General features: G+C 72.1%; 21 protein-coding genes. 14 read left to right on the forward strand and 7 right to left on the reverse strand.

The window, feature by feature from the left end; genetic code table 11:
• Positions 1 to 37 precede the first annotated feature (37 nt).
• Positions 38 to 1,111 (forward strand): hypothetical protein, encoded by a 1,074-nt coding sequence (locus D458_RS36750; protein WP_017587930.1) that lies wholly within the window; start codon positions 38 to 40, stop codon positions 1,109 to 1,111.
• A 40-nt stretch (positions 1,112 to 1,151) separates the two neighbouring features.
• Here the strand turns inward: D458_RS36750 and D458_RS0116875 are convergent, their stop codons facing one another.
• Positions 1,152 to 2,405 (reverse strand): FAD-binding protein, encoded by a 1,254-nt coding sequence (locus D458_RS0116875; RefSeq protein WP_017587931.1) that lies wholly within the window; start codon positions 2,403 to 2,405, stop codon positions 1,152 to 1,154.
• A gap of 193 nt (positions 2,406 to 2,598) precedes the next feature.
• On the opposite strand from D458_RS0116875, the gene D458_RS33630 reads away from it, so the two are divergent.
• Positions 2,599 to 3,375 carry a DUF4429 domain-containing protein gene (locus tag D458_RS33630; protein WP_083936338.1) on the forward strand — a complete coding sequence of 259 codons (777 nt, stop codon included), beginning with the start codon at positions 2,599 to 2,601 and terminating at the stop codon, positions 3,373 to 3,375.
• A 58-nt stretch (positions 3,376 to 3,433) separates the two neighbouring features.
• Here the strand turns inward: D458_RS33630 and D458_RS0116885 are convergent, their stop codons facing one another.
• Positions 3,434 to 4,291 carry an ABC transporter permease gene (locus D458_RS0116885; protein WP_017587933.1) on the reverse strand — a complete coding sequence of 286 codons (858 nt, stop codon included), beginning with the start codon at positions 4,289 to 4,291 and terminating at the stop codon, positions 3,434 to 3,436.
• A gap of 266 nt (positions 4,292 to 4,557) precedes the next feature.
• Between D458_RS0116885 and D458_RS0116890 the strand changes: the two genes are divergently transcribed.
• Complete coding sequence (locus D458_RS0116890) at positions 4,558 to 5,511, forward strand: ATP-binding cassette domain-containing protein (protein WP_017587934.1); 954 nt, start codon at positions 4,558 to 4,560, stop codon at positions 5,509 to 5,511.
• Between the two features lie 6 nt (positions 5,512 to 5,517).
• On the opposite strand, the gene D458_RS0116895 is transcribed toward D458_RS0116890, so the two are convergent.
• The 3 genes from D458_RS0116895 to D458_RS0116905 form a co-directional block, all read right to left on the reverse strand.
• Positions 5,518 to 6,243 carry a class I SAM-dependent methyltransferase gene (locus tag D458_RS0116895; RefSeq protein ID WP_017587935.1) on the reverse strand — a complete coding sequence of 242 codons (726 nt, stop codon included), beginning with the start codon at positions 6,241 to 6,243 and terminating at the stop codon, positions 5,518 to 5,520.
• Between the two features lie 92 nt (positions 6,244 to 6,335).
• Positions 6,336 to 8,909: a class III lanthionine synthetase LanKC gene (lanKC, locus tag D458_RS0116900; protein ID WP_017587936.1), complete on the reverse strand. Its 2,574-nt coding sequence runs from the start codon at positions 8,907 to 8,909 to the stop codon at positions 6,336 to 6,338.
• Between the two features lie 56 nt (positions 8,910 to 8,965).
• Entirely contained in the window at positions 8,966 to 9,547 is a 582-nt protein-coding gene (locus D458_RS0116905) for a GNAT family N-acetyltransferase (protein WP_017587937.1), read from the reverse strand.
• 208 nt (positions 9,548 to 9,755) lie between these two features.
• Here D458_RS0116905 and D458_RS36090 point away from each other — a divergent pair, with 208 nt between their 5' ends.
• The 3 genes from D458_RS36090 to D458_RS0116920 all read left to right on the forward strand — a co-directional run bounded on the left by D458_RS36090 (position 9,756) and on the right by D458_RS0116920 (position 11,790).
• Positions 9,756 to 9,854, forward strand: coding sequence for a SapB/AmfS family lantipeptide (locus D458_RS36090; RefSeq protein WP_086002516.1), 99 nt, complete (start codon positions 9,756 to 9,758; stop codon positions 9,852 to 9,854).
• A gap of 81 nt (positions 9,855 to 9,935) precedes the next feature.
• Positions 9,936 to 10,493 (forward strand): hypothetical protein, encoded by a 558-nt coding sequence (locus tag D458_RS0116915; RefSeq protein WP_017587939.1) that lies wholly within the window; start codon positions 9,936 to 9,938, stop codon positions 10,491 to 10,493.
• A gap of 46 nt (positions 10,494 to 10,539) precedes the next feature.
• Positions 10,540 to 11,790, forward strand: coding sequence for an activator-dependent family glycosyltransferase (locus tag D458_RS0116920; protein ID WP_017587940.1), 1,251 nt, complete (start codon positions 10,540 to 10,542; stop codon positions 11,788 to 11,790).
• A 36-nt stretch (positions 11,791 to 11,826) separates the two neighbouring features.
• Here the strand turns inward: D458_RS0116920 and D458_RS0116925 are convergent, their stop codons facing one another.
• The gene (locus D458_RS0116925; RefSeq protein WP_017587941.1) at positions 11,827 to 13,083 is read right to left on the reverse strand and encodes a nucleotide disphospho-sugar-binding domain-containing protein; all 1,257 of its coding nucleotides are present in this window, start codon (positions 13,081 to 13,083) and stop codon (positions 11,827 to 11,829) included.
• Between the two features lie 275 nt (positions 13,084 to 13,358).
• On the opposite strand from D458_RS0116925, the gene rfbA reads away from it, so the two are divergent.
• The 8 genes from rfbA to D458_RS0116965 all read left to right on the forward strand — a co-directional run bounded on the left by rfbA (position 13,359) and on the right by D458_RS0116965 (position 21,935).
• Positions 13,359 to 14,255: a glucose-1-phosphate thymidylyltransferase RfbA gene (gene rfbA, locus D458_RS0116930; RefSeq protein ID WP_026119390.1), complete on the forward strand. Its 897-nt coding sequence runs from the start codon at positions 13,359 to 13,361 to the stop codon at positions 14,253 to 14,255.
• Positions 14,252 to 15,247: a dTDP-glucose 4,6-dehydratase gene (rfbB, locus tag D458_RS0116935; RefSeq protein ID WP_017587943.1), complete on the forward strand. Its 996-nt coding sequence runs from the start codon at positions 14,252 to 14,254 to the stop codon at positions 15,245 to 15,247. Before rfbA ends, rfbB begins: the two co-directional genes overlap by 4 nt.
• Before the next feature lie 85 nt (positions 15,248 to 15,332).
• Positions 15,333 to 16,448 carry an AMP-binding protein gene (locus D458_RS0116940; RefSeq protein ID WP_017587944.1) on the forward strand — a complete coding sequence of 372 codons (1,116 nt, stop codon included), beginning with the start codon at positions 15,333 to 15,335 and terminating at the stop codon, positions 16,446 to 16,448.
• Entirely contained in the window at positions 16,445 to 17,944 is a 1,500-nt protein-coding gene (locus D458_RS0116945; protein WP_017587945.1) for an aromatic amino acid ammonia-lyase, read from the forward strand. Before D458_RS0116940 ends, D458_RS0116945 begins: the two co-directional genes overlap by 4 nt.
• Before the next feature lie 32 nt (positions 17,945 to 17,976).
• Positions 17,977 to 19,017, forward strand: coding sequence for a ketoacyl-ACP synthase III family protein (locus D458_RS0116950; protein ID WP_026119391.1), 1,041 nt, complete (start codon positions 17,977 to 17,979; stop codon positions 19,015 to 19,017).
• A 13-nt stretch (positions 19,018 to 19,030) separates the two neighbouring features.
• Entirely contained in the window at positions 19,031 to 20,176 is a 1,146-nt protein-coding gene (locus D458_RS0116955; protein ID WP_017587947.1) for an acyl-CoA dehydrogenase family protein, read from the forward strand.
• Positions 20,173 to 21,663 carry an AMP-binding protein gene (locus tag D458_RS0116960; protein ID WP_017587948.1) on the forward strand — a complete coding sequence of 497 codons (1,491 nt, stop codon included), beginning with the start codon at positions 20,173 to 20,175 and terminating at the stop codon, positions 21,661 to 21,663. Before D458_RS0116955 ends, D458_RS0116960 begins: the two co-directional genes overlap by 4 nt.
• Entirely contained in the window at positions 21,660 to 21,935 is a 276-nt protein-coding gene (locus tag D458_RS0116965) for a hypothetical protein (RefSeq protein ID WP_017587949.1), read from the forward strand. The genes D458_RS0116960 and D458_RS0116965 overlap by 4 nt, the downstream gene beginning before the upstream one ends.
• Before the next feature lie 32 nt (positions 21,936 to 21,967).
• Here the strand turns inward: D458_RS0116965 and D458_RS0116970 are convergent, their stop codons facing one another.
• A complete protein-coding gene (locus tag D458_RS0116970) occupies positions 21,968 to 22,954 on the reverse strand; it encodes an aldo/keto reductase (RefSeq protein WP_026119392.1) in 987 nt (328 codons plus the stop codon).
• Between the last annotated feature and the right edge of the window lie 164 nt (positions 22,955 to 23,118).

The following is a 23,118-nucleotide window of genomic DNA, read 5'->3' on the forward strand; positions in this document are numbered from 1 at the left end:
ACCCGAGAAACGGCCGGGCGCACCGAATGAGGGTTCCTTGAATTCCTGTGCCCGCAATCGCACCCGCCGCGCCCTTCAGGGCGGCCTGGCCTTCGTCGCCTTCGGCGCCCTGAGCCTTTCGGCCGCGCTCCCCGCCCACGCCGACACCGGGGAGGTCGGCTACGCCCGTGCGACCGTCGCGGGTGAGGCCGACATCCACACGCTTTACCCCCAGGCCGGAGACGTCCACGGCACCTTCCGGTACCTGGACGCCTTCGACGGTGAGATCTTCGCGGACTCCAGGACCGGCATCCTGGTGGACGTGGTGGAGGACGAACTCCGCGCCCAGGTTCGCTTCGAGGAGCTGCGCATCGAGCTCACCGAGGGTGACGTCGAAGCCATGCGCGAGGCGGCCGTGGACGGTGTCTCACAGCCCGGTCTGGAGAACCCCGAGGGCGGCTCCGACGAGCTGGTCCTCCAGACCTCCTTCACCGGCACCCACATCATCACCGAGCAGAACTGGGCCGGTGACCAGGAGTTCCTCCACGAGGAGGGCGAGACGTCCGTCGCGGTGAACGAGGTGGGCGCCGAGTTCTCCTTCGTCACGGAGACCTCTCCTTGGGAGGGCACCGTGGAGCGTCGGCCGCTGTGGGGCGCCCACCAATCCCTCGACCTGGTCGTGGAGTTCCCTGAGGAAGAGTTCAGCGTCACCTACCGGATCGGTGAGACCTGGGTCGGCGCCGACGTCCCGCCCGCGACCGACGGCGGTGGCGAGGACGGCAGTGGCGAGGACGGCGGTGGCGAGGACGACGACGGTGACACCGGCAGCGGAGATGAGGACTCCGGCGAAGGCGACGGGGGTTCCGAGGACACCGACGGCGAGGGCGGCGAAGAGGGCGGGGGCGGCACCGGCAACGGCTCCGGCGAGGACGAGAACGAGGACGTCGACGCCCCGGCCGACGAGAAGGGCGGCAAGGACGACGAGGACCTGGCCCGGACCGGGGTACCGGTCGTCGGCCTGATCGCCGCCGGTGCGGCCGTGGCCGTAGGCGGTGGCGCCGCCGCCTACCTGGCCCGTCGCAGGAAGAACGCGTCCGCCGGGGCGGACACGGCGGAGAACAGCGAAGGCTGATCCTCGGCGAGAACGGCGCCCGGGCTTCTCCGGGCACCGTTCAGCCCCGGGGGAAGAGGGCGTCGACGAACGGGTTGCGGAACTTCCCGGCCGGGTCGAAGCGCTCCAGCAGGGCGGCGAAGTCACCGGCGCGCGGGTAGGAGGCGACGACCTCCTCCGGGGGCAGTCCGGAGAGCTTGCCCCAGTGCGGACGCGCGTCCAGCGGGGCGAGGCGCTCCTCCACCGCGGCGAGCACCGGGGCCACCGCCTCCGGGTTCCGGTGCCAGGTGAAGTGGAAGGCCACCGAGTCCCGACCGTAGGCGGGGCTGAGCCACAGGTCGTCGGCGCGGACCGTGCGGACCTCGGAGATGTGCAGTACCGGGGCGATCAGGCCCCCGATCCGCCGCAGCGCCGCGAAGGCCTCCGGGGCGGCCGCGCGCGGCAGGTAGAACTCGGACTGGAGCTCCTCCCCCGCGCTCGGCTGGAACTCGGAACGGAAGTGCGGAAGCCGCTCGAACCAGGGGCCGGCCACCCCCAGCTGCTCGGTGGCGGGGTCGGTCGGCGCCCCCGGGACCGGGTGCTCGGGACCGGTCGCGGGGCGGCCCCCGCCCCAGGTGCCCTGCGGCCGGCCCTCGCGGTGCTTGAGCCAGACCCGACCGGTGTCGGAGTTCCAGTCGGTGAACAGGCTGACGCTGTAGGCGGCCCCGAACACGTCGTCGAAGCGGTCCGCGACCCCGTCCAGCGGGACGTCCAACCGGACCCGCTGGGACACCTGGAAGTCGGGTTCGACCTCCAGGGTGAGGCGGGTGACGATGCCGAGGGCGCCGAGCGCCACCACCGCACCGGGGAAGGCGTCGTCGCCGCGGCGCAACCACTCCGGTCGGCCGTCCGGACCGATCAGCTCGATGCCCCGCACCGCGGCGGACAGGCACTGCTGCCCGTCCCCGGAGCCGTGGGTCCCGGTGGCGCAGGACCCGGCCACCGAGATGTGCGGCAACGAGGCCAGGTTGCCCAGCGCGAAGCCCTGCCGGTGCAGTTCGGCGGCGAGCTCGGCGTACCGGGTCCCCGCGGAGACGGTCACGGTGGAGGCCGCCGGATCGACCTCGATCTCCCTCGGAAGGGCGTCCAGCCGGACCAGGTCGTGCCCGGAGTCCGCGACCCCGTTGAAGGAGTGGCCGCTGCCGAGTGCGCGGATGCGCGGGCTGTCCTGCACCAGCGCGGAGAGTTCGTCGAGGCCGTCGGGGTGGTGGATCCGGGGACTGGAGTAGGTGAGGTTCCCGGCCCAGTTGCGGACCGGCGCGGGCGAGGCGGCCATGCGGTGTCTCCAGGGGGGAAGCAGAGGGGTGTCCCACCCTACGGGGGAGCTGTTCTCCCCGATCGGCCCCCCACCGCTTTCACGCAGGCGGAGCGAGCGGGACCCGGACGTCCTCTGCGGCCGGGCCCGCAAGCCGTCGGCCATCGGTGCTCGGACACCCGGCTGCCCCGGCGCCCCGTCCTATGCTGGGGCCATGGCAGAGGTGAGTGGTCGTGAGGGTTCGTGGTCCTTCGACGGAGCCGCGGTGTGGTTGGCCCCGGGAAAGCGGGCGCACGCGCTGTGCCGGGCCCTGGGAGTGGTCTCCCTGCCCCTGGACGCACTGGTCGGTGCCGTCTTCGAGCCCTCGGGCCGCGGGGGCGTGCTGCGCGTGTACCCGCGTCCGGGAGCCGACCCCTTCACGGAGGTCACCCAGGGGACGCTGAACACGAGGGTCGACCCCTACGCACTGCGGATCGGCAGGTCCGGGGTGCTCGTCGCCGAGTACTTCGCCGAGACGGTGGCGGCGGAGCTGGCCGCGGCCGGGCCCGGGAACGACGCCCCCGCGGACCGGTACCTGGTGGAGCCCCCGAAGGTGCCGGTCCACTCCACGGTGGGCGACGCGTCCGTCACCTTCGACGGCTCCGGCGTCTACGTCCGCCCCAACTGGAAGTCGGAGAACGCCAAGCGGGAGGACGGTTCCGGGCGGCTCTCCCTGGAGGAGATCGCCGAGGTCCGGTGGACCCCGGCCACGGGCAACCGCGACGGAAGCCTGCGCTTCGTCCCCGTCTCCGGCGAGCGGCACTCCGATCCCCGGTACGACCCCTACTCCGTGCACTGGAGCCTGTGGGGGAAGGACTACTGGGGCGGGACCACGTCCGTCGTCGCCGCCGCGGTGGCGGCCCGCCTGCCCCACCCCTCCGCGCGCGGGCTTCCCGAGAAGGGCACCCCGCGGGCGCTCCCCTGGTGGAAGGGGTCCACGGAGCGGGGGTGACCTCCGCGCCCGGGGCGGACGGGGGCCGCGCGGATTCCGTGCTCGCCCCCCTCCGCGCTCACTCGGAGCGGTTGAAGCGGGTCACGACGAGCCAGATCAGCAGGGCGCAGGCCGCCGCCACCAGTCCGACCTCGGCGACCCACGGGATCCGCCACCCGAACCAGACGACACCGGGGTTGTACAGCGCCTCCGTGGCGGCGGACGTGTCGAGGTGGGCGAAGACCGCCTGCCGCATGGGGTCGACCACGTACGTGACGGGGTTGACCAGGGTGATCGCCGCGAGCCAGGGGGGCAGGTTGCCGATGGGGAACAGGGCGCCCGACAGGAGCACCAGGGGCGAGATCACCAGCTGGGCCATACCCATGAACCCCTCGCTTCCCTTGACCACCAGGGCGATGAGGATTCCCAGAGCGGACGCCGTCAGCGCGACCAGGAAGGTCAGGGCCAGCAGGACGAGCAGCAGCATCGGCGCGTAGGGCACCCCCGCCAGCCCGGACACGGCCAGGACCAGGCACGCCTGGATCGTCGCCAGGGTCGCTCCCGAGAGGACCTTGCCCAGGGCCAGGGCGGAGCGCCGGGCCGGTGCGACGAGCATCCCGCGGAGGAAGCCGGCCTCCCGGTCGGTGACCACGGTGGCGGCGGAGGACACCGCGGTCCCGATGACCGCCATGACCACCACGCCGGGGAACATGACCGCGGTCAGCGGCAGGCCGTCGTCACCTCGCGGGACGAGCGAGCCGAACCCCACCCCGATGACGAACAGCCACATCAGGGACTGCAGGAGCATGGAGACGGAGCGCCCCACGTCGTGGAGGAAGCGGAAGAGGTCGCGCTGGAGGACGACCCGCACGGTGCGCAGGTCGTGGCGGAGGCCGAGGGGGGCGGCGGGTCCGGGCAGGGGGCGGGCGGCGGTCATCGGGTGTCCTTCGCTGGTCCCGGGCCCGGCGAAGGCGGGCCCTCTGGATGGTCGAACGCGGGCTCCGGGGACGCGCGCCCGGCGGTGGGGCCGCTCTTGCGCCCGCCGGTGCCGTCTCGTAGATTCCGATCGCCCGGCCGCCGACGCGGCACCGGCGCGACCCTACCCCGCTCCGTCGTGGAACGGGAGGGCACAACGCCGCGCTCGGTGAGCGCCGCACGGAGGGAGGACCGGTGGAGGACACAGGGGCCCCCGGGCCGAGGCCGATGCTCCGCGCGCGCGGTCTGGCCAAGAGCTTCGGTGAGGTGGAGGCGGTCAGAGGGGTGGACCTGGAGATCGCTCCGGGGGAGCTGTTCGGGCTCCTCGGCCCCAACGGCGCGGGCAAGTCCACGCTGATCGGGATGCTCTCCACGCTCATCACCCCGACCTCGGGGTCGGGGAGCATCGCCGGGTTCGACATCGTGCGGGAACGCGTCGACGTGCGCCGCAGCATCGGCTTGGTGTTCCAGGAGCAGACGCTCGACCGGTACCTGACCGGTTGGTACAACCTCAGGTTCCACGCCGAGGTCTACGGGGTCCCCGCCGACGAGGTCGACGACCGCGTGGAGGAGGCGCTCAGGGACGTGGGCCTGTGGGAGGAGCGCGACAGGCTGGCCGGGACCTACTCCGGCGGCATGCGCCGGCGGTTGGAGATCGCCCGGGGGATCCTGCACCGCCCGGCCCTGCTCTTCCTCGACGAGCCGACCGCCGGACTCGACCCCCGGTCCCGCGAGGCCGTCTGGGACCGGATCAGGGAGCTCAACGAGCTCGGCGGCACCACGGTCCTGATGACCACGCACTACCTGGAGGAGGCCGAGAACTGCGACCGCATCGCCATCATCGACGGGGGCCGGGTCGTGACGTCGGGCAGCCCCGCCGAACTCAAGGCGTGCATCGGACAGGACCGGGTGGAGGTCGTGGCCCGAGCCCCCGAGGCACTGCGGAACGAGCTGCGCGACAAGCTGGGCGTGCACCCCGTGGTCGAGGGGGACACGGTCTGGTTCACGGTCGAACAGGGACGCCTGTTCGTCCCCCGCCTGTTCTCCGAGACGACCGCCGAGATCACATCCGTGCAGGTCAGAGCCCCGTCTTTGGACGACGTCTTCCTGGAGTACACCGGCAGGGGGATCAACGCGGGGGCGGTGGAGGCCGCACCGGCCGCCGGAGGCCCCGCGCGCTGAACCGCCTCACCCGTGCGCGCGCCGTCCGATCCACAGGCCGTGGGCGAAGGGGTCCGTCCGCACGTGTTCGGCCTCGCACCCGGCCTCGGCGAAGGCCGTCGCGAACTGCTCCGGCGTGAACAGGGACATGCGCATCGACTCCGTCGCGTGGCGCAGCCCCTCCTCCGGGTCGGCCACGGCGTAGTGCACGGCGAGTTCCATCCTGTCCCCGCGCCCGGGGAGGAGGCGGGAGTGGGACAGCCGGACGACGGTCCGGTCCCCCTGGTCCACCACGTCCCGGGAGACGTATCCGGGCAGGAACTCGTCCGGACCGACCCAGGGCTCGACGAGGAGCACCCCGCCGGGGTTCAGGTGGTCCAGCAGCAGCCGGACGACGTCGGCCAGCTCGGCCTCGGAGTCCAGGTGGGGGATGGCGAACAGGCAGCAGACGACGTCGAAGCGCTCCGCCAGCCGGATCCGCCTCAGGTCGCTGCGCCACGCGCGCAGGCCGGGGACGCGCGCGCGGGCGAGCGCCAGCATCTCCTCCGAGCCGTCCAGTCCCGCGACCTCGTCGAAGTGCTCGGCGAGGGCGCGCAGGTGCAGGCCCGTGCCACAGGCGACGTCGAGCAGAGAGGTCGCACCGGGGGCGCGTTCGTCGACCAGCTCACGGATCCGGGCGGCCTCCCCCGCGTAGTCCTTGCCCCGGTGGATCATCACCGCGTCGTAGATCGCGGCGTAGTCGGTGTCGTACATGTGGGTGCTTCTCCGCCCGAGTCCATCGTCCGTCGGTCCCGTGCCGCGAACCGCCGCGGCCGCGTGCCCCGCGGGGCACGCGCGATCATCCGTCAGCCCCTCGCTGCCCCGTTCCCCTCGCCGCGACCACCGGTCCCCGGGGGCTCGGCGAAGAAGGGGAGGAACGGGCCGCCTCCGCCCGCGGCGGTGCTCAACGCGAGGAGGACGCCCGCTCCCCCGGTGGCCAGGTCCATGGAGAGCCGGGGCATCCGGCCGCTGGGGAAGGCCGTGTGTCCCCGGAAGGGCAGGGCGTACCACTCCAGTTCGAGGGTGCGCGAGCGCAGGTCCTGCTCCGCGCCGCCCAGTCTGGCCAGGGCCGCGAGCTGACCGGCCTTGCCGTGGAAGAGGTCGGCCTGGGCGAACATCGACGTGTGGCAGGAGCGTTCCAGCGCGGGCAGGTCCTCCGCGCAGCGGCCGTCCTCCCGGTACTCCAGGAGGTCCTTGGCCACGAGGGCGCACCCGAGTCCCCCGGCCTCGATGTTGGGCAGCGCGCGCACCCCGCGGTCGGGGAGCAGGCGTGTGCCGTCGGGCATGACGGTGCTCTGGTCGAGGTCGAGGTGGAGCGCTCGGACGGCCGTGTCGAGGCAGGAGGTGTCCCCGGTCGAGCGGTACAGGTGGAGGAAGCACAGGGCCACCCCGCTCCAGCCGCGCATGAGCCCCGTCCGCCCGGCTCGCCGGTGCTCCTCGGAACTCTGCCGCCGGGCTGCGTCGACCGCCCCGGACAACCGGTCCGCCAGGGCGAGGGCGCGCTCCATGTGGTCGGTCCCGTAGCCGCGCCCGGCGAAGTGGGCCAGGTTCGCGCAGGTCCCCGCCAGCCCGGAGAAGAGGGAGATGCCCTCGTGGTCGGCGCCGGTGTCCCGCTCCACCAGGGCGGCGGCCTCCTCGCGGTGCCCCAGGTGGTCGAGGACGTACGCGAGGCCGGCGACGCCGTCGTAGAAGCCGGGGTGGGGGGAGCGCAGGCGCCGGGAGGCGGCGACGAGCCACGCCTCGAGTTCGGGCGAGCGCTCCAGTCCGGCACGGTCCAGTGCCCAGAGGACGCCCGCCGCGCCGTGGGCCATCCCGTACCCGCCGGTGAGGAACTGCTGGAGGTCCCCGGGGAAGAGCCGGTCGGTCCGCGTGGGCTCCGCGGAGGCCAGGATACCGGCCGCGATCGGCTCGCGGCCGACCCGGGAGGGGCGCGGTGCGCCGGTGCGCGCCGCGGGGTCCGCGACGAGTTCGCGCGCGATGCCGTCCGCGAACGCGCGGGGGACGGGGAAGGAGTCCTGGAGCAGCTCCACCAGTTCGGCGGCCTTGTCCGGGTCGAGCGCGATGATCCTGGAGAAGGGGATGAAGACGGCCAGCCGGGTCGCCGCCAGGGCGTAGAGGTCGAGGTCCGTGCCGCTCCTGGCGCGCGTGGCGAATCCGGCCGCTCCGAGCGGCGGCCGGTGGTCGGTGTCGGACGCGTCGAAGGACAGCTCGTAGTCGACGAGGGAGACGGTGTCGTCCGGGCCGACCAGGACGTTGTTGGAGTGCAGGTCGGCGAAGACCAGGCCGCGCGCGTGGACGGCGGCCAGGATCTCCTCCAGCCGCTCCAGGACGCGCAGTGCCCTGGACGTGAAGGCGGCGATCGCCTCCTCGCCCGCGTGCGCGTCGGCGATCCCGGGGTGGTGGAGGGTGCACCAGGAGCCCAGTGTGCGGCCCTCCCTGTACTCCTGGACCAGGAAGCGGTGACCGCCCAGGGTGAAGCTCCCCAGCAGCTGGGGGACGCCGGGGACGCCGACGAGGCGGCGCAGGTTCGCCTCCTCGCGCACCTGCCGCTCCACGGCGTCCCGGAGGTCCCCGTCGAGGCCCGCGTGGGGACGCGCCTCCTTGAGCACGACCTGGGTGCCGTCCTCCTCCCTGCGCGCCAGGTAGATGCCTCCGGCGTTGGAGAAGTGCAGGGCCCGGTCGATGACGTAGGGCTGGCGCTCGCCCCCCGAGGCGGCGTCCGCGTGGGGTTTCAGGAAGGAGGGGAGGGTGACCCAGGACGGCGGGGAGAACGCCGGGAGGCGTCGGTCCGGGACCAGGGTGCCGTCCGGGTGGCGCAGGGCCGGGACCGGGGCCCCGTGTTCCCCGGGGCACCACATCTCACGGAAGGCGCCGTACCTCACGTAGAGGGGGCCCTCCTCCCACCGCAGGTCGCTGAGGACGCGGGGGCCGGGCCCGCCGCCGATCCGCGCGGACAGTCCGCGCAGGGTCCGCTCCAGCTCGTCCTCGTCACGGGTGTAGATCGTCAGGAGCTTTCCGCTGGAGGCGCGGGGGGCGTACTTGGTGTTGGCGGCGACGAGGAGGTTCCGGTTGAGCAGGTGCTTGAACGTGAGCCCGTGCTCGGTGCAGTGGTCCCAGACCGCGCGACACGTCGCGTCGGCGGTCTCCACGGTCGCCGATACGTGGATCTTCCATCCCTGCTCGGGGAGGGAGGCGGCGTCGGGGGAGACCACGTGCCAGTGACCGCTCCTCGTGCGGCTCCAGCCCTCGGGGAGCGCCGACCCCGTGACCGTGAAGTCGACCGGTGCCCCGACGGACAGGGGGGAATCGCTCGTGATGCGGCTCGGATCCTCGAAGAACACCGGATCGGCGAGTGTGTACATCTCGACCAGGTCGAGCATGGGGGACTCCTTCGGCGGTGGCGGAGGGTGGTCTGCTCAGCGCGGGCACTGGTGTCTCAGCCGGTGCGGGAGGCCTCCCGCCGCTCCGGGCGCGGCCCGGCCGCGATGCGGTCGAGGATGGGCGCTCCCGTAACCTCCCACGTCCGGCGGGACACCGAGTAGAAGTGCAGGTCCCACAGGCGGCCCTGGAAGTAGACGTGCTGCGGGAGGGTGGCCTCCCTCATCGTGTCGGTGAGGGAGGAGCCGAACTGCCCGAGGCTCGCGTCCGTGGTCAGGAAATACACCTTTCTCAGGTCCTCCCGGTCCGCGAAGGCGTAGTTGACGAGCATCATCATGGATTCCGCCCCCACGCCGACAGGAAGCCGCCCCACCCGCATGAAAATGCCCAGCTTCGCGTGCCCGGCGGGGTCGTGCTCGCGGATCGAACCGAAGCCGAGGATCTCTCCGGTGCGCAGGTACTCGATCTCGAATATCTCGACGAGCGGTTTCGCCACGTTGTGGTACGAATCGATGAACTCCTCGCGAGACGAGAGGCTTTCCAGCCCCAATTCGACGAGCAGGTCGTAGAGTTCCGCGACGTTCTCCGACGCGAGCGGCCTGAAACGGATGCGCGGGGTCCGCGTGTGGAGTGTGAGCATGGCGCCACACCCTAGACCCAGGCGGTCTCCGGGCCGCCGGAAGCCGGTTCCCTCCAAGTGGTGTGAGCGTCGGCCCGGGGCCGTTTCGTCCCGCCGGCGGGACGGGGAACGCTCGGCGGCGGAGACTGCGCGAACTCCTTGCCGCCCCGGAGGAAGTGGCCTAGGTTCTCCCGTGCCGGCAACGGCTTTCACGAGAAGGGAGGTTGACATGGTTCTCTCTGATGTTCTGGCCCTTCAGGAGTTGGACACCGCTGTGGACGAAACTGTTCTTCTGAACAGCGGAGTCAGCTACGTCGGCTGCAGCTGACACTGACTCTTGACCGTGCGCTGTGAAGAATTCTTTTCTTCACAGCGCCTTTTCTCGTCGGTGCAGTTGTTGGGAGAGTTTGTGCACGGTGTCATCCACCCCCATCTGCGGACGCGTGCCGCCGGGCTCGTGTCCACCAAGGAGCGGTTCGGGGCCGAGCCCCGCGAGGAGTTGTCCCGGCGGGGCCTTCGGGGGCTCCCCAGCGAGGACGTCTTCGCGTCGCTGTGGCCCAGGAAGTACGAGGGGGTGGCCGCGCAGTTCCTCGTGGAGGACGCGGCGACGGACCGGGTGGGCGGCTACGCCTCCCTCCACGCCCTCAGCTCCCAGGGCCGCTACGTCAAGTGCTCGGTCGCAGCGGACCCGGACGTGCTGGGGCCCGAGGCCCTGACAGACGCCTTCGCGCTCACCGTGAACTACGGCTTCTCCATGTGGAACGTGCGCAAGGTCTACTTCTGGGTGGTCGATCTGGGGCTGCCCGCGCTCCGCGCCACCGGGGTCGAGATCGTCAGGGAGGGGACCCTGCTGGAGTACGTGCGCGACGGGGAGCGCCTGCGCACGGTCCGCATCTTCGCCGTCTACCGCGAGGCCTGGGACGCGGTCGGCGCCGACCGCGTCCGGCGCGCGGTGGAGGCGGAGTGAGCGGGGGCCGTCTCCCGGTTCCCGGCGCCGGAGGGGGGTCGCGGTCGTGCGGGTGTTGATCGCGACGCAGGCGGAGCGGACCCACTTCCTGGGTCTGGTGCCGGTGGCGTGGGCGCTGCGCGCGGCCGGGCACGAGGTGCTGGTGGCCAGCCAACCCGCCCTGGGCCCCGTGGTCACCGGCGCGGGGCTGCCCTTCGCCCCGGTCGGCAGGGACCACTACTTCGCGAGGGTCAGCCGGGACGGGCTGGCCGACCGCCATCTGGACTTCGACATGGCGGAGGACCGTGATGAGGTTCTGACCTGGGAGTACCTGAGGGAGGGGTACGGCAAGGTCGTGACCTGGTGGTGGCGGATGGTGAACGACCCGATGTTCGACGATCTGGTCGCCCTGGGCCGGTCCTGGCGTCCCGACCTGGTCGTCTGGGAACCCTCCACCTACGCCGCGCCCGTCGCCGCCCAGGCCTGCGGGGCCGCCCACGTGCGGCATCTGTGGAGTGTGGACCTGTTCACCAGGGTCCGCCGCATCTTTCTCCGGCGCTGGGCGGAGCAGCCCGAGGCCGACCGCGAGGACCCCCTGGCCGACTGGCTGGCCGGCAGGGCCGCCCGCCACGGGGTCGAGTTCTCCGAGACCCTCGTCCAGGGCCAGGCCACCATCGAACAGGTCCCAGCCTCCCTGCGCGTTCCCTCACCCCCCGGTGTGGACTACCTCCCCATGAGGTACGTGCCCTACAACGGACGCGCCGTCGTCCCCGACTGGCTGCGCACCCCGCCCGAACGCCCCCGCGTCGGGCTGAGTCTGGGCACCACGGCCACCCTGAGACTGGGCGGCTACACCGTCGACGTCACGGCCCTCCTGGAAGGGCTGTCCGAGCTGGACGTGGAAGTGGTCGCGACCCTGCCCGTACACGAGCAGGCCAAGTTGGGCACCGTCCCGGGCAACGTCCGCCTGGTCGACTACGTGCCCCTGCACGCCCTCGCCCCCACCTGCGACGCCATGGTCACCCACGGCGGCCCCGGGACCGTGCTCACCGGGCTCGCGCACGGGGTGCCCCAGCTCCTGGTCCCGCACGCCCGGATGTTCGACATCCCGGTGTTGTCGAGGCTGGTGGAGGCGCAGGGCGCCGGCACCGTCCTGCCCCCGGAGCAGGTGGACCCCGACACGGTCGGCGCCGCTGTCCGCACCCTGGTGAACGAGCCCGGACCCGCACGCGCGGCACGCGGACTCGGCCGGGAGATCGCCGCCCTGCCCACACCCGCACAGCTGGCCGACACACTCACCGCGCTCGCCCGCCGCTGACACCGGTCCGTTCGGTACCGGCCCGCCGTTCGGCGCTCAGGCCGACAGGGAACCGCGGGCGTGGGCGATCCGCTCCAGGTCGGCGACGATCCGGTCGGGAGCCGGAGCGCGCAGGGCCCCGTCGCGGAGGCGTGCCGCCCCCTCCCGCAGCGCCTCGTCGGCCAGGATTCCGGACAGCAGCGCGTCGGCCTCGGTACCGAGGACCTCGGACGGGGACAGGGAGCGGGCGGCGCCCTGCTCACGGAGCGCGCGGGCGAGGGGCGCCGCGTCGATCAGCTCGGAGTTGACCACGACGAACTGGGGGACGCCCTCCACCAGTGCGTTGCAGGCCACGTCGAAACCGCCGCCGTGGACCAGCAGCGAAGCCGTCCCCATCAGCATGTGGCTCGCTCCCGAGTCCACCACCCGCACGCCCTCCGGCAGGGCGGGGAGGCCGTCCGTGCGCGAGGGCGGGGAGAGCACGACCACTTCGGCGCCGAGCAGCAGGGACGCGTCGACCACGTCCACCAGCGTCGCGACACCGTCTCCCCTCCTGTCCCAGGAGCCCCAGTCCACCAGGATCCGTCGGCCTACGGCGTCCTCGCGGGCCCACGCGGGGAGGACGGCGGTGCCGCCGTAGGGCACCGGTCGCACGCTCAGGTGCGTACCCGACTCCAGCTTCCGCCAGCGCAGGGCCTCCGGCAGCTGGTGGACGGAGAACTGGCCGAGGAGGAGGTCCGTGGAGAACTCCACGCCGAACGCGCCCGCGCGCTCCTCCAACCACTGGGTGAGCGGGTCGGGGGAGGACTCCGCGGCGGCGCGCTCGGCGTAGAGCCCGCGCAGACGCGCGGGGAGGTCGAGGCCCCACAGGAACCGTCCGTGCGCGGCACCGCAGGCCTCGGCCGCGATCGCCCCGGCGAAGGTGTGGGGCTCCCAGAGCACGAGGTCGGGCCGCCACTCGCCGCAGAAGCGGACCAGGTCCTCCACCACCGGTTCGTTGACGAGCTTCCACCACCAGGTGACGTACAGGTCGTAGGCCTGCCGCAGCTGCTCCGGCGTGAGCGCGTCCGCGTCCTCGCCGAAGGGGTCGAGGAAGGACTCGTCCTCATGGCTGCGGGAGTAGGCCAGGACGTCGGCGAAGGAGTGGTCGGCACCGACCGGCACCACGGTCAGGCCGGTCTCCGCCGCGGTCCCGGCCATGGCCGGCTGGGTGGCGATCCGCACCTCGTGCCCGGCCGCGCGCAGGGCCCACGCGGTCGGGACCATGCTGAAGAAATAGGCCTTGTCCGCGTAGGCGGCGATGACGATTCGCAATGTTTCTCCCTGGCTTCCCGGTATTTCGTTGGTCCGATGTTCTGGGGGCTGAAAAGCGAAGCCGCTTCTTGACAAGCGAGGTCCCCTGCATGTTCATTGCGGGTGTTGCGCCTCGGGGCCGCCCTCCCCACCCAGCGGGATGCCGTTATCGTTGCCGGGGATTCCGCAGGGGAGCTTAGCAGCGGGCGGCGTGATCACGGTTGCGTTCAGGCGTCACATCGGGTCCGAAGTGTTTGGCCAGGAATGTCGGCGTACGGTCCTCACGAGGAGTCACCATGAAGGGTATTGTGTTGGCAGGTGGTACTGGCAGCCGCCTTTACCCCTCGACACGGAGTATTTCCAAGCACCTCTTCCCGGTTTACGACAAACCGATGTTCTACTACCCCCTGTCCGTCCTCATGACCGCCGGCATCCGAGAGGTGCTGGTGGTGTCGAACCCGGACGGCCTCCCCCTCATCCAGAGGGTGCTGGGCGACGGAAGCGCTCTGGGGATGGACATCCGGTACGCGGTGCAGACGGAGCCCAGGGGCATCGCCGAGGCGCTCGTCATCGGCCGCGACCACATCAGCGGCCACCGGAGCGCCCTCGTCCTCGGGGACAACATGTTCCACGGAGAGGGTTTGGACGGACACCTGAACCGAGCGGCCTCCTCCACCTCGGGATGCACGCTCTTCGGGTGTAAGGTCAGCGATCCCCGGAGCTACGCGGTCGCCGGCTTCGGAGAAGGCGGGGCGTTCACCTCTTTGGAGGAGAAGCCCGCGGCCCCGAAGTCGGATTACGCGGTCGCGGGTCTCTATTTCTATGACCAGGACGTGGTGGATATCGCCATGGAGGTCGAACCCTCCGGGCGCGGTGAACTCGAAATCACCGATGTCAACCGCGCCTATCTGGAAAGGGGAAGGGCTGAATTCGTGACCATGGCGAACGAGGTGATGTGGCTCGACCTGGGCACGGAGGAGTCCCTGTTGGAGGGGGGCCGGTACGTGTCCACCATGGCTCGGGACTCAGGGGTACGAGTCGCATGTCTTGAGGAGATCGCGTTGCGCATGGGGTTCATCGGAGTGGAGGAGTGCCACCGCCTCGGGGCGGAGATGGCGAACTCCCCCTACGGCGAGTACGTCATGGAGGCCGCCCGCCGGGCAGCCGGGCTACAGCAGGGTGCGGGTGTATGAGAATCCTCGTCACCGGTGGAGCCGGGTTCATCGGCTCCAACTTCGTCCGGCGCGTGCTCACCGGGGTGTACCCGCTCTTCGCGGACGCCGAGGTGGTGGTCCTGGACAAGCTGACCTACGCGGGCACGACGGAGAGCCTGGGGCCCGTGGCGGACGACCCCCGCCTGACCTTCGTCCAGGGGGACGTCTGCGACGAGCAGGTGGTCAACAAGCTGATGCGCGGGGTGTCGCTGGTCGTCCACTGCGCGGCGGAGACCCACGTCGACCGCTCCATCGCCGAGGCGGAACACTTCGTCCGCACGAACGTGCTGGGCACGTACCACCTGCTGGAGAGCGCCTTCAGGGAGAACGTGCGCAACTTCGTCCTCGTCTCCACCGACGAGGTCTACGGAACCCTGGACTCGGGCTCCTGGGTGGAGACCGACCCGCTGGAGCCCAACTCGCCGTACTCGGCGTCCAAGAGCGCCTCCGACCTGCTGGCGAGGTCCTTCCACCGGACCTACGGCATGAGGGTCTGCGTGACGCGGTGCGCCAACAACTACGGGCCGTTCCAGTTCCCGGAGAAGATGGTCCCCCTCTTCGTGACCAACCTCCTGGACGGGATACCGGTCCCGCTGTACGGGGACGGCCGCAACGTCCGCGAGTGGGTCCACGTCGACGACCACTGCGACGCCCTCGCCCTGGTGGCCGAACACGGTGAGCCCGGCGAGGTCTACAACATCGGCGGGCCCGCGGAGAAGCGCAACCTGGAGGTGACGGAGGCGATCCTGGACCTCCTCGGCCAGGACCGCTCCATGATCCGTTTCGTCGCCGACCGGAAGGGCCATGACCGGCGCTACTCGGTGGACGGCTCCAAGGCCGCGGCCCGGCTCGGGTACCGCCCCGCCCTCTCCTTCGAGGAGGGCCTCGCGCGCACCGTCGACTGGTACAAGGACAACCGCGCGTGGTGGGAACCGCTCAAGAAGCGCCATCAGCGGCAGAACACCCCCTGACGGGACGGGTCCCGCATCCGTCCCGCCGGCGGGACACCCGGGTTCCACCACGCCTGGACACGAGTACGAACCGATCGGGACTGGGATGGCCACTGACGAACTTTCGCCCCGGGAACTCCTCTCGAAGCCGCCGGGCGCCCCAGAACTGACGGACCGTCCGTGGACGGTGCGGTGGGACCTCGTGGACGGATCGGCGGAGGAGCTGGTCGCCGACCTGCTCCCCCCGGAGACGGAGTTCTCGACCTCGGGGAGCACGGGGACCCCCCGGTCCTGGTTCCGCACGGACGGGCAGCTCCTGGACGAGGCACGCCTGCTCGCCGGCCTCGTGGCCGACACGCGTCCGGAAGCGGTGGTGTCCTTCGCCCCGCCCAGGCACGTCTACGGCCTGCTCGCGAGCGTCCTCGTCCCGGCCGTGCTGGGCGTTCCCGTCTGGTACGTCCCCCGGTTCGGCTCACTCCCGTCCACTAGGCACCGCCGCTGGGCCGTGGTGGCGATCCCCTGGACCTTCCGCATCCTGGGGCGCCGACGGGCCTGGCTGGAGTCGGCCGAGCGGCTGGCCTTCGTGCACAGCACGGCAGTCCTGCCACGGAGCGCGGTCGACCTGCTGTCCGGCCTGGAGGCGAAGGCGAGCCTGGTGGAGGTCTTCGGATCGACGGAGACCGGTGGTGTGGCCTACCGGCGCTGGGCCTCCGACGCCGAGGCCTGGCACCTGTTCCCCGACGTGGAGTTCGCGGGGGACGGGGGCGGGCCGTCCCAGGAAGAGGCCCCGCTCGTGGTGCGCAGCCCGCGCATCGCCCGCCCGGAGGAGGGGACCGCCGGACCGGAGCACCGGATGGACGACCACGTCCGCCGCGTCGGCCGACGGGAGTTCGCCTTCGCCGGACGCCGGACCCGGATCGTGAACGTCAACGGCAGGCGGCTGGACCTCGATCTCATGGAGGAACGGCTCCTCGCCGCCGTCGACTGCGACGACCTCGCCTGTGTCCCGGTGCCGGACGAGTTCACCGGTGAACACTTCGACCTGCTGCTCGTGCCGGGGCGGACCGGGGCGCCCGATCCCGAGGCGCTGCGCAAGGCGATCGAAGGGCTCGCGTGCCGTCCCCGGAGCGTGAGGACGGTGGAGCGGATCGACCGCTCCGAGACAGGAAAACTGCGGCGTGTGCAGTCCGCGCAGCCCCACCCCGAAGGAGTGCACAGATGACGCTCGCCCCGACCCGCCTGTCCGACGTCGCCGGCCTGGCCTCGCCGGACGCACGGCTCGACTGGACCGAGGACGACCTCGGGCGCATGCGGGACAGCGCCGCGACCATGGCCGAACACCTGGCCGCCGGCGCCGACGTCTACGGCGTCACCCGGGGTTTCGGCCCGCTCGTCGCCTTCCCCGCCGCTGAGTCCTCGGGAGAGCAGGGCGCGGGCCTGATCGCCCACCTCGGCAGTGCGCAGGGAGAACCGCTGTCCCCCGAGGTCAGCCGACTCGTGGTCGCCCTTCGCCTCACCAGCATGCGGCGCGGCTACTCGGCGGTGTCGGTCGAGTTCTGGCAGAGGCTCGTGGAGCTCTGGAACCAGGGGTTCACCCCCGTCATCCCGCGTGAGGGGACGGTCAGCGCGAGCGGTGACCTCCAACCCCTCGCCAGCGCCGCCCTGGCCTTCGCCGGGGAGGGAGAGGCGTGGGTGCGCGACGACGTCGGGGCGTGGTCCAGGGTGCCCGCCGCGAAGGCGCTGGCCCAGCTCGGGGCGGTACCCGTCGAGTGGGGCGCCCGCGAGGCCCTGTCCTTCGTCAACGGCAGCGGGGTCGGGCTCGCGGCCACCATCGACAACCACACGCGGATCACGGACCTCGTGCGTGCCTCGGCGCTGCTCACGGCGCGCGCGGCGGAGCTCCTGGGAGCCAACCCGCAGGCGTACGCAGCGGGTATCTCCGAGGCCCGGGGGCAGAGCGGACAGACGGCGGCCGCGGAGTGGATCAGGTCCGGCCTGCCCGCCTCCGCGCAGTGGAACAGGGAGCGCCCCCTCCAGGAGCCGTACAGCCTGCGGTGCGCGCCGCAGATCCTGGGAGCGGTCCTCGACCAGCTCTCCTCGGCCGAGCGCATCCTGCTCAGGGAGGCGGCGGGCACGACCGACAACCCCGTGAGCCACGGGGGCGAGGTCCTGCACGGAGGCAACTTCCACGCCATGCCGGTCGGGCTCTGCTCCGACCAGCTCGGGCTGGCCCTGCAACAGGTCGCCTTCATGGCCGACCGCCAGCTGTCCCTGCTGTGCTCCCCGGAGACCAACGGCGGGCTCCCCCCGATGCTCACTCCCAGGCCCGGGGCCGGCAGCGGTCTGGCCGGGGTGCAGGTGAGCGCCACCTCGTTCGTCTCCCGGATCCGCCAACTGGTGACCCCCGCGAGCCTCACGGCCCTGCCCTGCAACAACGGCAACCAGGACCACGTGCCCATGACACTGAACGGCGCCAACTCCGTGGCGCAGGCGGTGGAGCTGGCGTGGCTCGTCATCGGCTCGCTCGGGGTGGGCGTGGCCCAGCTCGCGGCCCTGTCCGGCCGGACCGGGGAGGACGGCGTCTGGGGCAGGATCGGCGAACTCAGTCCGCCGCTGGACCGGGACCGGCCCCTGGCCGAGGAGGTGCGGGCCGTACGCGACGTCCTCGCCGCGGAGGCCGGGGCCAGGGCCGCCGAATGGACGATCCCCGGGCTCTGACCCGCGCCGTACCGACACTTGAGAGGTGACCCTTGCAGACGCCAGAGCTGTGGATACGCGGTCTCGGCGCGTACCTCCCGGACACCCGGGTGAGCGTGGAGAGCGCGATCGACCAGGGTCTCACCACGGCGGAGGAGGCCGCCGTCCACGACATGGCCGGGGCCGCCGTCGCGGGGGACCTCCCCGCACCCGAGATGGCGCTGCGCAGCGCCCGGGAGGCCTTCGAGCGGAGCGGGGCCGACCCCGACGACGTGCGGCTCCTCCTCTACACCGACACCTGGCACCAAGGGCCCGACGGCTGGTTCCCGCAGTACCACCTCCAGCACCACCTCGTGCGCGGCCACGTGCTCGCCGCGGAGGTCCGCCAGGGGTGCAACGCCCTCTTCACCGCCATGGAGCTGGCCGCGCCCCACCTGCGCGACGCCCCCGAGGACGCGACCGCCCTCCTCGTCGCGGCGGACAACTTCGGCACCCCCAACATCGACCGCTGGCGGTCGGGGGCCTTCGTCATGGGGGACGGCGCCTGCTCGGTCCTGCTCGGCCGCGCTCCGGGGCCCGTCCGGGTCCTGGCGGTGGGGTCGATGGTCGTGCCCGAACTGGAGCTGTACCACCGCTCGGGCGAGCCGGAGTTCCCCCCGGCCGCGACCACGGGGCGGTTCCTCGACTTCAAGGCTCGGGCGTCCGACCACGCCGACAGGCACGTGGCGGACCCGAGCGTGTACACCTCCTGGTTCACGCTCCAGAAGACGATGGTGGCCCTGGTGGAGCGCACGCTCGACGAGGCGGGGGTGGGCTACGGGGACATCACCCGGGCCGCCTTCGGCAACCTCGGCCCGGAGGCCGTGGAGCACCGCTGGATGAGGGTCCTGGGCCTGCCCATGGAGCGGTCGACGTGGGACCACGGGAGGACCGTCGGACACGTCGGCGCCGCCGACCCCTTCCTCGGGCTGCACCACCTGCTGGAGACGGGCGCGGTCGCCCCCGGCGACCACGTGATCCTCGGGGGGATCGGTTCGGGGATGACCGCGTCCTGCGCCGTGGTGAGGGTCGACGGACCCTGGCCCGGCGTCTGAGGCGGAGGACACCATGGACTTCGACCTGAGCACCGAACAGCACGGACGCGCCGAACGGGTCCGGACCCTCGTCCGCGACCGTCTGCGCGGCACACCTCCGCGCGACCCCGACTCACCGCTGACCCGGGACGAGTGGGGCGTCCTGGCCGAGGCCGGCCTCACCGGCGCCTGCCTCCCCGCCTCCGTCGGCGGCGGCGGCCTGGGAGCCCTCGACACCGCCCTCCTCCTGGAGGCCGCGGGCTCCGCCTGCTCCCACGGCGGGCCGCCCTTCGCGGCCGCCGCCCACCTGCTCGCCTGCGGTGTCCCGATGCGCGACTTCGGCCGGGGCGAGGCGGTCGGGGACCTGCTGCGGGGCATGGCCTCGGGGGCGCTGTTGGCGGGCAACGCGGCGACCGAGGACGAGGCCGGGTCGGACGTCAACGCCATGGCGGCCACCGCCGAGCGCGACGGGCAGGACTACGTGCTCGACGGCACCAAGGCCTTCGTCAGCAACGCGGCGGAGGCCGACGTGTTCGTCGCCTACGCCGTCACCGATCCGTCCGCGGGCTTCCTCGGAACGAGCGCGTTCGCCGTCCCCCGGGGGACGCCCGGGATCACCGTCGGACCGCCCCTGCGCAAGGCGGGCCTGCACGCCTGCGGGGCGGCGCGCGTCACCTTCGCCGGGTGCAGGGTCCCGGCCGCGCTCCGCCTGGGCGCCGAGGGTCAGGGAGGAGCCGTCTTCCAGTTCTCCATGGGATGGGAGCGGGCCTGCCTCCCGGCCATCTACCTGGGAGCCATGGAGGACCAGTTGGACCAGGTCGTGGCACACGTGCGGGGCCGCCGCCAGTTCGGCAGGCGCATCAGCGAGTTCCAGGCCGTCTCGCACCGCGTCGCGGACATGCGGCGGAGGCTGGAGGGGGCGCGGCTCCTCCTCTACCGCGCGTGCTGGCTGCTCGACGAGGGACGTCCCGAGGCGGCGGCCGCGGCGGCCCTGTCCAAGGTCTCCGTCACCGAGGCGGCCGTGGCCAACGGCCTCGACGCGGTACAGCTCCACGGGGCCTCCGGGTACCTGGTCGAGACGGGTGCGGAGGAACGGCTGCGAGACGCCCTCGCCGGGACGCTCGCCTCGGGCACCAGCGAGATCCAGCGCGAGATCATCGCCCGTGGGGAGGGACTGTGAACCTCCAGGACCTGGTCCGCCGGTCCGCCGCCGAGGCGCCGGACCGGACCGCCGTGCGCTTCGCCGGCGAGGAGCTGACCTACGGGGAGCTGGACGCCGCGGCCGACGCGCTCGGGGCGGTGCTGTCCTCTCTCGGGGCGGGAGCCGGTGAGCGCGTCCTGGTCTGGGCACCCAAGGGGATCGGGGCGGTGGTGGCCTCCCAGGCGGTGCTCAGGACGGGGGCCGTGCACGTCCCGGCGGGCAGTGCGATGCCGCTCGACCACGTCGTCCGGATCGCGCGGGACTGCCGTCCGCGCGTGGTGTGCGCCACCGCGCGAGACCTGGAGCGGATACGCGGTCTCCTGGACCCGGACACGCGCTACCTCGACCTCGACGCGCCGGTCAGCGGGTCCGGCACGACGCCGCGGGTCTCGGTTCCCCCGGAGGACGCGGCCTACATCCTCTACACCTCGGGTTCGACCGGCCGACCCAAGGGAGTCACGATCAGCCACGCGGCTGTTCTCGCGTTCGCGGAGTGGGCGTGCCGGGAACTGGACGCCGGCCCCGAGGACCGGTTCGCCAACCACGCCGCCTTCACCTTCGACCTGTCCCTCCTGGACCTGTACGCGGCTTTCCGTGCGGGGGCCTCGGTCACCCTCGTGCCCGAGGGCTACGCCTTCGCCCCCGACCGGCTCGTGGACTTCGTCCACAGCGAGCGCGTGAGCGTCTGGTACTCCGTGCCCTCCGCGCTGGTGCTCATGCTCAGGGACGGCGGCCTCGCGGACCGTCCCCCTCCCCCGTCGCTGAGGGCCGTCCTCTTCGCGGGTGAGGTGCTGGCCGTCGAGTACGTCCGCCGCCTCGCGGCGTGGAGCCCGGCACGGCTGCTCAACCTCTACGGACCGACGGAGACCAACGCGTGCACCTTCCACGAGGTCGGACCCGCCGACCTGGAACGGGACCAGCCGGTCCCCATCGGACGGGCCACCGCGGGCAACCGCGTCCGGGCGCTGGCCCCCGACGGCTCACCGGCGGTGGCGGGACAGATAGGTGAGCTGGTGGTGGAAGGGCCCACGGTGATGGTCGGGTACTGGGGACAGGCACCCGTGGAGGGCGCCTACGCCACCGGGGACCTGGTCCGCACGCGCGAGGACGGCGCCTTCGACTACGTGGGCCGCAAGGACAGCATGGCGAAGGTCCGCGGGTACCGGGTGGAACCGGGTGCGGTGGAGGCGGCGCTGGAGTCCAGCCCCGACGTCGAGGCGGCCGCGGTCGTCGTGGCCGGTGAGGGCCTCGCGGCGGCCATGACCGCGTTCGTCGTCCTCGGGAGCGGGGCGCGGGTCGGGGTCCTGGGGATCAAACGGCACGCGGCGCGCCACCTGCCCTCGTACATGATCCCCGACCACGTCCGCTTCGTCGGGGAACTCCCCCTGACGCCCAACGGGAAGACCGACAGGCTGGCGCTCGCCGTACAGGCGGGCCCCGGCCGGGACAGAGAGGAGACCACGTGACGGCCGACGCCACCGAGCAGGAGGTGCGGGAACACCTCCTGCTCTTCATCCGGGACACGTTCCTGGAGGGTGACCCCCACGGCGAGCTCACCGTGGACTCGCCGCTCGTCGAATGGGGGGTGCTCACCTCGATGAACACCGCCGTCCTGATGAACCACGTGCACACGGGCATGCGGCTGGACATCCCGGTGGAGCGGCTGGACCCGCGGGCGTTCACCGACGTCCGGAGCATGGCGGCGATGCTGTGCGGGGGCGGGACCGCTCGGGAGTGACCGGGGCGGACCCTCCTCCCCGGCTCCCGCACTCACCAGGACCAGGCCTCCGGGGCGGGTCCGCCCTTGCCCACCGGCGGGAACAGGGCGTCGATCCGCTCGGAGGCCTCCGCGCCGATACGCAGGTCCAGCGCGCGCAGGACTCCTTCGAACTGCCCCAGGGTGCGCGGCCCGACGATCGTGGAGTCCACTCCGGGCCGGGACAGGACCCACGCGACGGAAACCTCCGCCGGGTCCTCGTCCAGGGAGGCGCACAGGTCCTCGTAGGCACTGATCGTCTCCCCCTGTTCCTCCAGGACCTGCATCGCGCGGCTCTTCGCGGTCTTGACCGCCGTGCCCTCCCGGAGCTTGCGGATCGAACCGCCGAGCAGACCGCCGTGCAGGGGTGACCAGGTGATGACCCCGATCCCGTAGGCCTCCGCCGCGGGCAGCACCTCCAGCTCCACGTGGCGGGTGACGAGGTTGTAGGCGCACTGTTCGGACACCAGACCGAGGAAGTTGCGCCGGGCCGCCGCCTCCTGGGCCTGGGCCAGGTGCCAGCCGGCGAAGTTGGACGAACCGACGTAGCGGATCTTGCCCTGGTGGACCAGCACCTCCATCGCCTGCCAGACCTCCTCCCAGGGAGCGGTGCGGTCCACGTGGTGCATCTGGAACACGTCGATCCAGTCCGTGCGCAGTCTCCGCAGCGACTCCTCGCACGAGGAGATGATGTGGCGCGCCGAGAGGCCCCGGTCATTGGGCCAATCGCTCATCGGGTTGAAGACCTTGGTCGCGAGGACGGTCCGCTCGCGCCTGCCGCCACCCTTGTCGAACCATTCTCCGATAAGCTCCTCGGTCATTCCCCGGTGCACCTGCCACCCGTAGTGGTTGGCCGTGTCGAAGAAGTTGACACCGTGGGAGAGGGCCGCGTCCATCATCGCGAAACTCTCCGCCCTCGGAGTGTTCACGCCGAAGTTGAGCGTCCCCAAGCACAGTCGGCTGACTTCCAGTGCCGTCCGGCCGAGACGTGTGTATTGCATTCTCTCCCCTGTTTCCTTGTTTCTCTCGCTGGGGGTGGAACGGAGGGCTGGGAAAAGGCGGCCCCGAGGAAGGCTGTCACGTTTCGGAGGGCTTTCCCGTCGCTATGCTTCGTCCCGGCGGGACCCGGAGCCGCGACGGTCGCCTCGCCCCTGCTGCACGGAGG

The organism is Nocardiopsis ganjiahuensis DSM 45031, assembly GCF_000341085.1.
GTDB lineage: Bacteria > Actinomycetota > Actinomycetes > Streptosporangiales > Streptosporangiaceae > Nocardiopsis > Nocardiopsis ganjiahuensis.

Bases quoted from the DNA above. Each gene is read 5' to 3' on its own strand.
- D458_RS0116875 (WP_017587931.1), bottom strand. From the start codon at position 2,405: ATGGCCGCCTCGCCCGCGCCGGTCCGCAACTGGGCCGGGAACCTCACC.
- D458_RS33630 (WP_083936338.1), top strand. From the start codon at position 2,599: ATGGCAGAGGTGAGTGGTCGTGAGGGTTCGTGGTCCTTCGACGGAGCC.
- D458_RS0116885 (WP_017587933.1), bottom strand. From the start codon at position 4,291: ATGACCGCCGCCCGCCCCCTGCCCGGACCCGCCGCCCCCCTCGGCCTC.
- D458_RS0116890 (WP_017587934.1), top strand. From the start codon at position 4,558: ATGCTCCGCGCGCGCGGTCTGGCCAAGAGCTTCGGTGAGGTGGAGGCG.
- D458_RS0116895 (WP_017587935.1), bottom strand. From the start codon at position 6,243: ATGTACGACACCGACTACGCCGCGATCTACGACGCGGTGATGATCCAC.
- lanKC (WP_017587936.1), bottom strand. From the start codon at position 8,909: ATGCTCGACCTGGTCGAGATGTACACACTCGCCGATCCGGTGTTCTTC.
- D458_RS0116905 (WP_017587937.1), bottom strand. From the start codon at position 9,547: ATGCTCACACTCCACACGCGGACCCCGCGCATCCGTTTCAGGCCGCTC.
- D458_RS36090 (WP_086002516.1), top strand. From the start codon at position 9,756: ATGGTTCTCTCTGATGTTCTGGCCCTTCAGGAGTTGGACACCGCTGTG.
- rfbA (WP_026119390.1), top strand. From the start codon at position 13,359: ATGAAGGGTATTGTGTTGGCAGGTGGTACTGGCAGCCGCCTTTACCCC.
- rfbB (WP_017587943.1), top strand. From the start codon at position 14,252: ATGAGAATCCTCGTCACCGGTGGAGCCGGGTTCATCGGCTCCAACTTC.
- D458_RS0116940 (WP_017587944.1), top strand. From the start codon at position 15,333: ATGGCCACTGACGAACTTTCGCCCCGGGAACTCCTCTCGAAGCCGCCG.
- D458_RS0116945 (WP_017587945.1), top strand. From the start codon at position 16,445: ATGACGCTCGCCCCGACCCGCCTGTCCGACGTCGCCGGCCTGGCCTCG.
- D458_RS0116955 (WP_017587947.1), top strand. From the start codon at position 19,031: ATGGACTTCGACCTGAGCACCGAACAGCACGGACGCGCCGAACGGGTC.
- D458_RS0116970 (WP_026119392.1), bottom strand. From the start codon at position 22,954: ATGCAATACACACGTCTCGGCCGGACGGCACTGGAAGTCAGCCGACTG.